Origin of the sequence: Limnospira sp., assembly GCF_051859755.1 — a bacterium.
Lineage (GTDB): Bacteria > Cyanobacteriota > Cyanobacteriia > Cyanobacteriales > Microcoleaceae > Limnospira > Limnospira fusiformis.
Map to the genome: position 1 here is coordinate 1 of NZ_JBIMLI010000337.1, position 1,341 is coordinate 1,341.

Genomic DNA, 1,341 nt, shown 5'->3' on the forward strand with positions numbered 1-1,341 from the left:
TTAATCACCTATCGCCAAGTGTTTAAAGAGATGGAAGATGATTACTTTAATGGGGTACACAAGAACACTAAACGGAAACGTTCCCGCAATATAGTTAGTGACCAAAGTTCATTCAATTGTTGCTTTTTAGATGTATTTAACAAAGTGACAGATTGGGATGCTTCCGTCACCTGGGAGGGTATCAAGGAAGCGCTATATAGCCCGTTAAAGAATGGTGATAGTCCGGTAGGTAGTAAAACCTTTAAGGATAGATACTACCGACTAAAACAAGTGGCGGAACGTGCTGGTTGTAAAAAAGCACTAGAGAAACTAGAAAAAATTGACTCAACTCAGACGGTGTTTATGAAATTTCAAAGTGTAGATTTGGATACCCTACTAAACCTACTAGACAAGGAACGCAACACTGATTATCGTACCGTTACAGACAATAATGCGCGTGATGGTTGGTGCTGGGTATCGGCAATGTGTGCTTTATATGGATTGAGACCATCAGAGATTGCAGCAGGACAAAACTTAACCAAGGATATCACGGTTGACGGCATAACGTTCCCCGCAATAAGTGACTCCAATAACATTGAGTTAGTGTTAGTGATTGGTGAGTTTACTTACTTTGGGGCAAGCACTAAAACAGGTCAACGGTTAGCTATCCCAATGTCAAAAGACAATGCTTTGATTGACCGTCTTGGGATTCATAACGTTTGTTTGCCTATTACAACATCTAAAGACCCTAATAGTTTTAACAATAACCATAGGTTATGGCTTAAAAATCACAATTGGGGATTTACCCAAGCCTACGCTTTCCGACATCTTGGAAATCAACTGGGAGAGATGAACGGGATACCACAGGAAATTAGGGCACGCTCATTTGGTCACAGTGTGGCAATTAATGACAGCAAGTACAAAAAACGCCGCAACCTTGCCACAGAGCTAGGTATCCTGACACGACATCAAAAACAACCATTGCCACTAGAGATGGGGAAACAAATCCTGATTAATATTGGCATTAATCCAGACCTACCAGAGGTTAAGGCAATTATCAGAGCTCTTTACCAGCTTGATGATTAATCCCCAATAAACCCACAACACAATACCCTCTAGGCTAAATACCTAGGGGGTTTCATTTTACACTAACTCCTGAATGTGCGATCGCTTTTGAGTGCATTAGAGTGACGGTAGAATAGGAGTTATAGCCTTTAAACCAGGTTCAAATCCCGCCAGAGCCATTTTACTTAAACCCTTATTCTAGCCGGGATAACCGGGAAACACTTAACCCGATAGTCGTACCGTTACACTTAATATGCACTCCATTCAGTCTTAGCACACGGGACGATTAGTGCATAT

The 1,341-nt window shown here is 41.4% G+C and carries 1 protein-coding gene; it reads left to right on the forward strand.

Annotated elements, in window-relative coordinates; genetic code table 11:
• Positions 1 to 1,065 (forward strand): site-specific integrase (locus ACTIE0_RS24435; protein WP_439517044.1); only part of this gene is annotated, 1,065 nt, incomplete at its 5' end.
• Between the last annotated feature and the right edge of the window lie 276 nt (positions 1,066 to 1,341).